Annotated in this window: 8 protein-coding genes; 5 read left to right on the top strand and 3 right to left on the bottom strand. The window is 73.3% G+C overall.

Annotated features, from left to right (window positions below; genetic code table 11):
• From ABZT17_RS33580 to ABZT17_RS33560, 5 genes are all read left to right on the top strand, one after another.
• On the top strand, positions 1–1257 hold a 1257-nt coding region (locus ABZT17_RS33580; protein ID WP_356354536.1), incomplete at its 5' end, for a 2-oxoacid:acceptor oxidoreductase subunit alpha.
• Positions 1247–2278, top strand: a complete 1032-nt coding sequence (locus ABZT17_RS33575) for a 2-oxoacid:ferredoxin oxidoreductase subunit beta (protein ID WP_356354534.1) — start codon at positions 1247–1249, stop codon at positions 2276–2278. The genes ABZT17_RS33580 and ABZT17_RS33575, both read left to right, overlap by 11 nt.
• Positions 2275–2598: a ferredoxin gene (gene fdxA / locus ABZT17_RS33570; RefSeq protein WP_356354532.1), complete on the top strand. Its 324-nt coding sequence runs from the start codon at positions 2275–2277 to the stop codon at positions 2596–2598. Before ABZT17_RS33575 ends, fdxA begins: the two co-directional genes overlap by 4 nt.
• 186 nt (positions 2599–2784) lie before the next feature.
• Entirely contained in the window at positions 2785–3849 is a 1065-nt protein-coding gene (locus ABZT17_RS33565; RefSeq protein WP_356354530.1) for an AfsA-related hotdog domain-containing protein, read from the top strand.
• Between the two features lie 47 nt (positions 3850–3896).
• Positions 3897–6707, top strand: coding sequence for a BTAD domain-containing putative transcriptional regulator (locus ABZT17_RS33560; protein ID WP_356354528.1), 2811 nt, complete (start codon positions 3897–3899; stop codon positions 6705–6707).
• A gap of 161 nt (positions 6708–6868) precedes the next feature.
• Here ABZT17_RS33560 and ABZT17_RS33555 read toward each other — a convergent pair whose 3' ends face one another.
• Genes ABZT17_RS33555 through ABZT17_RS33545 form a run of 3 tightly spaced genes read right to left on the bottom strand, consistent with a single transcriptional unit; the run spans position 6869 to position 9297 of the window.
• Positions 6869–7873 (bottom strand): alpha/beta hydrolase, encoded by a 1005-nt coding sequence (locus tag ABZT17_RS33555; protein ID WP_356354525.1) that lies wholly within the window; start codon positions 7871–7873, stop codon positions 6869–6871.
• Positions 7870–8058, bottom strand: a complete 189-nt coding sequence (locus ABZT17_RS33550; RefSeq protein WP_356354523.1) for a hypothetical protein — start codon at positions 8056–8058, stop codon at positions 7870–7872. The genes ABZT17_RS33555 and ABZT17_RS33550 overlap by 4 nt, the downstream gene beginning before the upstream one ends.
• A gap of 51 nt (positions 8059–8109) precedes the next feature.
• A complete protein-coding gene (locus tag ABZT17_RS33545) occupies positions 8110–9297 on the bottom strand; it encodes an alpha/beta hydrolase (protein WP_356354521.1) in 1188 nt (395 codons plus the stop codon).
• Between the last annotated feature and the right edge of the window lie 62 nt (positions 9298–9359).

The raw sequence follows: 9359 nt of genomic DNA, 5'->3' as shown, positions 1-9359 counted from the left end.
GCGGCCTTCCGCGCGGGCTGGAACTTCGGCGAGACCACCGAGGACTTCGCCGTCTCCTACGAGATCGCCCCCGCCACCACCGCCTTCCCCACCGGCACCTACCGCAACATCTCCGGCAACCTCGCCCTCGCCTACGGCCTGATCGCCGCCTCCCGCCAGGCCGACCTGCCCCTCTTCCTCGGCTCCTACCCCATCACCCCCGCCTCGGACATCCTGCACGAACTGTCCAAACACAAGAACTTCGGCGTACGCACCTTCCAGGCCGAGGACGAGATCGCCGGCATCGGCGCCGCCCTCGGCGCCGCCTTCGGCGGCTCCCTCGGCATCACCACCACCTCCGGCCCCGGCATCGCCCTCAAAAGCGAGACCATCGGCCTGGCGGTCTCCCTGGAACTGCCCCTGCTGGTCATCGACATCCAGCGCGGCGGCCCCTCCACCGGCCTGCCCACCAAAACCGAACAGGCCGACCTGCTCCAGGCCATGTACGGCCGCAACGGCGAAGCCCCCGTCCCCGTCGTCGCCCCCCGCACACCCGCCGACTGCTTCGACGCCGCCCTCGAAGCCGCCCGCATCGCCCTGACCTACCGCACCCCCGTCCTCCTGCTCTCCGACGGCTACCTCGCCAACGGCTCCGAACCCTGGCGCATCCCCGAACCCGACGAACTCCCCGACCTGACCGTCCAGTTCGCCCAGGGCCCCAACCACACCCTGCCCGACGGCACCGACGTCTTCTGGCCCTACAAACGCGACCCCCACACCCTCGCCCGCCCCTGGGCCATCCCCGGCACCCCCGGCCTCGAACACCGCATCGGCGGCATCGAGAAGGAAGACGGCACCGGCAACATCTCCTACGCCCCCGCCAACCACGACTTCATGGTCCGCACCCGACAAGCCAAGATCGACGGCATCGACGTGCCCGACCTCGACGTCGACGACCCCCACGAGGCCAACACCCTCGTCCTGGGCTGGGGCTCCACCTACGGACCCATCACCGCCGCCGTCCGCCGCCTGCGCGCGGCCGGCGAACACATCGCACAAGCCCACCTGCGCCACCTCAACCCCTTCCCGCGCAACCTCGGTCCGGTCCTGCGCAGTTACGAGCATGTCGTGGTCCCGGAGATGAACCTCGGGCAGCTCGCCACGCTGATCCGGGCGAAGTACCTGGTCGACGCCCGTTCGCACACCCAGGTCAACGGCATGCCGTTCAAGGCCGAACAGCTCGCCGCCGTACTGGAGGAGACACTCCATGCCCACTGAACTCCCCCTGACCGCGAAGGACTTCAAGTCCGACCAGGAGGTGCGCTGGTGCCCCGGCTGCGGTGACTACGCGATTCTCGCCGCCGTCCAGGGCTTCATGCCCGAACTCGGCGTGGCACGGGCGAACATCGTCTTCGTCTCGGGCATCGGCTGCTCCTCCCGCTTCCCGTACTACATGAACACGTACGGCATGCACTCCATCCACGGACGCGCGCCCGCCATCGCCACCGGACTGGCCGCCTCGCGCCGCGACCTGTCCGTCTGGGTCGTCACGGGTGACGGTGACGCCCTCTCCATCGGCGGCAACCACCTCATCCACGCCCTGCGCCGCAACGTCAACCTCAAGATCCTCCTCTTCAACAACCGGATCTACGGCCTGACCAAGGGGCAGTACTCCCCCACCTCCGAGGTCGGCAAGATCACCAAGTCGACGCCGATGGGCTCCCTGGACGCGCCCTTCAACCCGATCGCCCTGGCCCTGGGTGCCGACGCCTCGTTCGTGGCCCGCACCATCGACTCCGACCGGGCCCATCTCACCTCCGTGCTGCGCGAGGCGGCCGCCCACCCGGGCACGGCGCTGGTCGAGATCTACCAGAACTGCAACATCTTCAACGACGGTGCCTACCAGGCCCTCAAGGACAAGGAGCAGGCCCAGGACACGGTCATCCGGCTCGCGCACGGCGAGCCGATCCGGTTCGGCGCCCACGGCTGCCGGGGGGTGGTCCGCGACCGGGCCACCGGCGAGCTGGAGGTCGTCGCCGTCACTTCCGACAACGAAAGCGAGATCCTGGTGCACGACACCCATGCCCCCTCCCCCACCACGGCCTTCGCCCTCGCCCGGCTGGCCGACCCGGACACCCTGCGCCACACCCCCATCGGTGTCTTCCGCGACACCCGGCGCCCGGTCTACGACGTGCAGATGGCCGACCAGCTCGACGCGGCGATCGAACAGCACGGCAAGGGCGACATGGCCCTGCTGCTCGCCGGCAACGACACCTGGACCGTGGGGAGGACCGCATGACCTACGTGATCGCCAAGCCCTGCGTCGACCTCAAGGACAGGGCCTGCGTCGACGAATGCCCCGTCGACTGCATCTACGAGGGCCCGCGGAAGATGTACATCAACCCCGACGAATGCGTCGACTGCGGGGCCTGCGAGCCGGTCTGCCCGGTCGAGGCGATCTTCTACGAGGATGCCGTGCCCCCGGAATGGGACGGGTACCGGGCGGCCGACCGGGAGGTGTTCGTGCCGCTCGGCGCCCCCGGAGGGGCGAGCGGCACGCCCCCGTTCGACGAGGACCACCCGGTGGTGGCGGCGGAGCAGGTGAGCGAGCCGGGCTGAGGCGGCCCGGCCGGTCCCCCGGCGTCCCGGAGGCGCCCATGAGGAAGGCGGTGTTCCAGAAGGTGCGGAATCCGCCCTTTCTTCCGTGGTGCTTCCCCGGTTCTTCAGCGGCGGCGGAGACCGTCGGGTGAGGAGCTTCGCTCCACCCCACCGCACACTGTCCGGACTCCGTCGCAGAGGACCTTCATGAATCTCTCCTCCTCTCCTTCCACCGGTCCGCTCCCCACCCACCAGGCGGCCCCGCTCGCGGTCCAGGGACCGCTGCCGGTCTCCGCGCCGGCGGCCTCCTTCATCGGCCCGCACCACTTCGTCCACCGGCCCGAGACCCCCGAGGGCTTTCTGCTGGCGGCCACACCGCCCGGCCGTCACCGCTTCCGCTTCTCCGCCGAACTCCCCGAGCGGCACCCGTTGTTCGCCGACTCCACGGTCCCCTTCCACGATCTGCTGTACCCGCTGGAGTCCCTGCGCCAGATGGGCACGTTCGCCGCCGCCCGCTACTTCCGGGTGCCGGAGAACCGCCGGATCCTGCTCGCCGACTGCGCCCTGGCCATCACCGCGCTGACGCCGTGGCAGCGCACCCCCGAGGCGACCCGGGTCGCCCTGGACCTCGAACTGACGCCGACCGACGTGGTCAAGGGGGTGCCGCGCACGATGGACTGCCGCGCGGCGATCAGCATCGAGGGGACGGAGTGCGGGACGGTCGGGGCCCGGCTGGTGTTCCTGATGCCCGGTGTCTACCGCAAGCACCGCGGGCACAGCCGCCGGGAGAGCGAGCGGACCGCGCACGGACACAGCGGGCTGCCCGCCGGGCACGGTGTCCCGGAGCCCGAACTCGTCGGCCGGCGCACCGCCCGCAATGTGCTGATCGGGCTTCCGCTGGAGGAGGACGAGGAGTCGCTGACGTTCCCCGTCGACATCCCCGCGGCCCGCGAGGTACTGCCCGACTCCGGCTCGGAGGTGCCCGCCGCGCTGTTCCTTGAGGCCTCCCGGCAGGCCGCCCTGTTCGGCGTCGGCGAGCTGTACGGCCTCGCGCCGGGCCACGCGGTGCTGACCGACTGGGCGTCGGCGTTCCGCGGGTTCGCGGAGCCCGGGCTTCCGCTGCACTGCTCGCTGCGGCCGCGCCCCGGCGGGACGCCCGGCGAGGTGCGCCGGGACGCGGCGGGCCGGCCGGTGGCCGATCTCGGCCTCACCTTCACCCAGGGGACCCGGGTCGTGGCGGACGTGACGACCTCGGTCCTGCAGATCTGCTGAGCGAACCGGCTGGTCGTCCGGCCGCCGGTGGCGTACGAGGAGCAACCATGCGCTTTCGAATACTGGGCCCCGTACGGATGCGACCACGCACCCCCACCGCAGCCAAACCGAGGGTGGTGCTGGCCACCCTGCTGGTGCGGAGCAACAGCGTCGTGTCCACGCACAGTCTGATCGACGAGCTGTGGGGCACGGAGCCGCCGCGCACCGCGGGCACCACCCTTCAGGTCTATGTGTCGCAGCTGCGCAAGGCGCTGCTCGGCGCCGCCGACGGCGCGGGGGCCGCCGGCGGGCAGCCGCTGCTGACACAGCCCCCCGGCTATCTCATGCGGGTCGGCCCGGACGACCTCGACCTGAGCGTCTTCGAGTCGCTGCGGGCCCGTGGCCGTGCCGCCTACGACGAGCGCGACTACGCCACCGCCTCGCGGCTCCTCGCCGAGTCGCTGGCGCTGTGGACCGGCCCGGCGCTGTCCGGCATCCCGCACGGCCCGTCGCTCCAGACGACGGCCATCAAACTGGACGAGCTGCGCTCGGCGGTCCTGGAGCAGCGCATCGGCGCCGATCTGAAGCTGGGGCGGCACCAGGAGCTCATCGGCGAACTGATGGCGCTGGCACATGAGTTCCCCATGCGGGAGACACTGCACGGGCTGCTCATGGTGGCGCTGTACCGGTCCGGCCGGCAGTCCGACGCGCTACAGGCCTACCACCGGGTGCGGCGCGCGCTGGTGGACGAGCTGGGGGTAGAACCCGACGCCTCGCTCAAGCGCATCCTCGACCGGGTGCTCGCGTCCGACCCGGCGCTCGCCTGGCATCCGGGCCGTACGGGTGAGACCCGCGGGGCCGCCGGCCGGGCGGGCGCGGGCGCACCGGGTACGGGCGGAACGGGTCCGGGCGCGGCGGTACGCGCGACCGGCGCCGGGTCCACCCCCTCCTCGGCTTCCTCGCCCGCCTCCCCCTCCTCCTCGGGTGCCGGCTCTCCCGCCGCCGTGCCGTCGGGCCCGTTGCTGTGGCTGCCGCCGGCGCTCACCGACTTCACCGGCCGCGAGGAGGAACTCGCCGCGTACGAGCGGGTGCTCGGCGAACGGGGGCCGTCCGCCCGTCGGGTCGTCGCGGTGTCGGGACGGCCCGGGGTCGGCAAGACCGCCCTGGCGGTGCAGCTCGCCCACCGTGTCGAGGGGTTCCCGGGCGGCCGGGTGCTGCTGGCGATGCGGGACTCCGCGGGCCGGCCGCTCCCCCCGCACACCGCGATGGCGGCGCTGCTGCGCCGGCTGCTGGGCCCCGGTGCCCCCGCGGGGCCGGCGGACCCGGAGGAGCTGGCGGACGCGCTGCGGCAGGCCACCCTGGCCCGCGGTCTGCTGCTCGTCCTCGACGACGTGGTGTCGGAGGCGCAGGTACGGCCGCTGCTCGCCGCCGTGCCGGACGCGGCGGTCGTGCTCACCAGCCGCCGTCCGCTGGCCGCCCTCGAGAACGCCCGACATGTGGTCCTCGACGTGCTCGGCCAGCGGGAGGCCGAGGCACTGCTGCTGGCCACCGGAGGTCCCCGGACGGCTGAGGACCCGGCGGCGGTGGCGGAGATCGCCCGGCTGTGCGGCCGGTTGCCGCTCGCGCTGCGGGTCGCGGCCGGCGGGGTGGCGGTCCGCCCGCACGGGACCGCGGCCGGCCTCGCCCGTCGGCTGGGCGACGAACGGACCCGGCTGTCGGCGCTGTCGCTCGGCGACCTGGACGTACGCGGAGGGCTGCTGGCGGCCTACCGCGAGGCCTCGGAGGCGGAGCGGCACGCGTTCCGCGCCCTGGGGCTCGCCCCGCTGTCCGGGTTCTCCCTGTGGGCCGCCCAGTCCCTTCTGGGCATGGCGCGGGAGGCGGCCGAGGAACGGCTGGAGGGGCTCGTACGCGCGCATCTGCTGGAGGCGAGGCCGCCGGCCGGGGACTGGGATCCGGGCCGTTACGGCTTCCATCCCCTCCTGCGTGCCCTCTCCCTTGAGCTGCTGTCCCAGGTCGACGGGGAGGAGGCCGCCGCCGAGGCGACCGCGCGGCTGGGACGGGCCTGTCTGCTGCGGGCGCGGGCCGCCGACGCGCGGCTGACACCGGGGCGGGACCGGCTGGCGGGGGTGCTGGAGCCGGACGCGCAGCTGCCGGAACCGGGTGATCCGGCCGTGGCCGTACCCCTGTTGTGGTTCCGGGCGGAGAGCGCGGGACTGCTGGAGGTGCTGCGGCGGCTGCACTCCAGCGGACTGTGGGATCTCACCTGTGCGCTGGCCTCCGCGATGAGCGGGTTCTACGAGGCGTGCGCGCTGTGGGACGCCTGGGAGCAGAGCCATGAGCCGGCGCTGGACGCCGCGCGCCGGGCGCGGAATCCGCTCGCGGAGGCGGTGCTGGTGCGGTCGCTGGGCGATCTCGCCTGGCAGCGCCGGGACACGGCGCGGGCGGCGGACTGCCATCGGCGTGCGGCGCGGTTGTTCACCCTCGCCGGGGACCCGGCCGGGGCGGCGCGCTGCCGCACCGGGGAGGCGGACGTCCTGCTGGGCCAGGGCCAACCCGGCCGGGCCATGGGCCTCTACCGTGAGGCCCTCGACATCGCCGTCAGGGAAGGCGACACCCGCGGGCGTGCCGACGCCCGCCGCGGACTGGCCCTCGTCGCCCTGGTCCAGGGCCGTCCCGCCGACGGCCTCACCGAACTCGCCGCGTGCGAGTCGGCGGCGCACTCCCTGGGCGACGGCCGCTGGCACGGCTACGCCCGCCGCACCGCCGACGAGATCCGCCGCACCCCCCGCCCCGACGACCACCTCTGGAACCGCATCGAGGTACGCCCAGGAGTCTGGCTGCTGGACGCGGCACCTCGGGCGGGGGCATCGGCCGGGTGAAAAGCCCTGGGTCCGGCGCCCTGGGCCGGTGCGCGGCCCAGGGTGCCGGGCAATCCGCCGGGGTTGCCGGTTCCCGTAGTGACATGCCAAGGCCCGAGGCCGGTGTCCGGTGGCTCGGGCCTTGGTGGGGTGTGTTGTTGTGGGGTTCCGAGGGTGTGGGGTCAGGCAGGGCGGAGGGTGCGGGGGGCCGGGAGGGGGGCGGGGGGCTGGGTGCGCAGGGCCGGGCGGCGGTTGCGGAGCATGGCTCGCCATTCCTCCGCGCTGAAGTGCGCGGGGCGAGTCGTCTCGATGAAGTCCCGCAGCACCGTGAGGAACCGGTCGGGGTCCGAGCGGAACGGGAAGTGGCCCGCGTCCTCGAAGATCTCCAGCCGGCTGCCCGGCATCGACACATGACCGAGGCCGGCGTGCAGCGCCGGCACCACCTGGTCCCGGCCGCCCCACAGCAGCATCGTCGGCATGCCCTGGGCCAGATAACAGCGGTCGAGCATGGTCCCGACCTGCCCCCGCCAGTCCACGACCGCCCGCAGCGTCCGCACGAACGCGTTGCGGGACGTGGCGTCGGGCAGCGCCTCCACCACCCGTACGATGTCCGGCGCGTCCACCGCGAGATCCGTGCGCAGCCACTGCATCACCCGCACCGCCGTCTCGATCTGCCAGCGCATCGTGGGCAGTTGGAGCGCCTGGAGCAGCAGATGCGCACCGGGCAGGGTGGCCGCGCGGAGCAGCGGTGTGACCTGCCGGCCGATACCGCCCGTGCCGACCAGCACCAGCCGCTCGCACCGGTCCGGGAACTGGTACGCGAACTGCATCGCGACCGCGCCCCCGAGCGAGTGCCCGACGATGGTGGCCCGCTCGACGCCGAGCACGCTGAGCAGATCGCGCATCCCGTTGGCGTACCCGGCGAGCGAGTAGTCACCCCGCGGCTTGTCGGAGCGCCCGTGGCCCAGCAGGTCCGGCGCGATGACCCGGTAGTGCTTGGCCAGCCCGGGCATGACGTCCCGCCAGGTGTCGGAGGAGTCCCCGATACCGTGGATCAGCAGGACGGTGTCGCCCCGGCCGGCCATCCGGAAGGCCCGGCGGTAGCCGTGCACCATGCGGTGGCGCAGCCGGATCGGGCCGCCCGCGCCGCGGGAGTCTGGAACGTACTGCGATGCCACTGGGGTCATGCCTCCTCGCGCCGCCCCGGGCGGCGGGTACGGCCCGGCCGGCCGTCGTCGTCGAACGGCGACGGCGCGGGCACGAAACGGGTGGGGGTCGGCGTCAGGTCGCTCTCGGTCACACCGAGCAAGGAGAGGCTCACCCAGGGGCGCACCGTCGCGGTCCTGGTCCTGTGGGTGGGTTTGTCGGTCATGGCGGTCTCTCCTCGGTGTGCCGTCGCGCAGATGTGGTGGTGGGGCGGGTCCTATTCGCGGGTGAGGGACTTGAGAGCGGTGGTGCCCGGGGCTGTTGTGCCGGACGTGGTGGAGTCGGACGCGGTCGTCTCGGCAACGGTCGGGTCGGAGACGGTCGGGTCGGAGACGGTCCTGTGGGTGACGATCGGGTCGGGGGTCGCGGGCGCCGGGGCCGGCGTGCGCGCGCCGATGCGTGTCAGCAGCAGCTGGCGGACCAGCCAGCGTCGCATCGCGCCCAGGTGGGCGGGTGAGCCGTGGACGTCGTCGTACGTCTTCACCCGCAGGTCGGGCAGGGCCGACAGCAGTCGCCGCTCTCCGGGCGGGATGATCTCGTCGCGGGAGCTGGCGACATAGCGGACCGGGATCCGGACCCGGCTCAACTCGTCCTCGGTCAGGGCGTGTCGGGGCAGCTCGCGCCACAGGGCGTCCGCGTCCGCGAGGCCGGTCAGCCGGGTCAGGGTGTCGACGGTGATGCCGGGCACCCGGGGCCGCCACTCCTCGTCGGTGAAGAAGTCGCCCACGGGGGCGCCGACGGTGAGGATGCGGCGGATGCGCGGGTCCTCGACGGCGGCGCGCAGGGCGAGATGGCCGCTGAAGCTGAGCGCGAGCATCGAGGTGTCAGCAACCCTGGCCCGGCCGGCCAGCCGGTCCAGGAGTCCGGGCAGCAGCCCCCAGGAGTCGGGGCCGTGGCGCAGGGGGTTCTCGCCGACTCCGGGGAACTCCGTGACCACGGCGGCGAATCCGAGCCGCCGCAGCAGCGGGAGCACCGGCGCCCACTGCTCCTTGACGCTGACGATACCGCCCATGACGACGAGCAGCGGGCGCGGCCGGGCGGCGTCGAGTCCGGTCGCCCAGCACGCCAACGTGCCGTCGGGGAAGGGCAGTTCGAGCCGTTCGATGTCGTCGCGGCGGCGCCGCCAGGTGTCGAAGGTGGACACCAGGAGCCGTCCGGCGGCCTCTCGCGCGGGGTCGCCGTGGTGCGGGAAGCGGGCCAGCGCGAAGTGGGCGCAGGCGTCGAGGTGGTGCCCGTAGGCCGCGGCGGTGCGGCCGGCGCGGGTCCAGACCGTGGTCCAGGACTCCGGGTGCCCGGGGGTGTCGTTGGTGATGCCCGCCAGGATCCGGGCGGCCCGGCGTGGCGCCATGCCCTGTCCCCTGGCGTGCAGGAGGGCGAATTCCTTGAGTTCGGCCAGATGGTCCATGGTCACTCCAACGCTCGGTGCGTTCAGTCTGGGCGGCGCCGCTTGCGGGCCGGTTGTACGGA

The organism is Streptomyces sp. NPDC005648, assembly GCF_040605395.1.
Lineage (GTDB): Bacteria > Actinomycetota > Actinomycetes > Streptomycetales > Streptomycetaceae > Streptomyces.
The sequence above is the reverse complement of the archived record's forward strand: the minus strand, read 5'-3'. Positions and strand labels throughout refer to the sequence as shown.